Raw genomic sequence first — 255 nt, forward strand, 5'->3', positions numbered from 1 at the left:
GCCCATTCGTCCAGCAGGGTGCGGTGGTAGCGCTCGACCTTGCCGTTGGTCTGCGGCCGGAACGGGCGGGTGCGCTTGTGCGCGATTCCGGCGGCGGTCAGGGTGTCGCGCCACAGCCGCGATCGGTAGCACGAGCCGTTGTCGGTCAGTACACGGCGCACGGTGATTCCGGCGGCGGCGAAGAACGCCTGCGCACGAGTCCACAAACGCGGCTGCCGACTCCTTGGTCTCATCCGGCAGGATCTCGGTGTAGGC

The 255-nt window shown here is 68.6% G+C and carries 1 pseudogene; it reads right to left on the reverse strand.

From position 1 onward, the window contains the following. Window positions 1-255 (reverse strand): annotated as a pseudogene (locus QSK22_RS33535) (DDE-type integrase/transposase/recombinase); the annotation flags it as partial.

The organism is Actinomadura sp. NBRC 104425, assembly GCF_030269545.1.
GTDB lineage: Bacteria > Actinomycetota > Actinomycetes > Streptosporangiales > Streptosporangiaceae > Spirillospora > Spirillospora keratinilytica.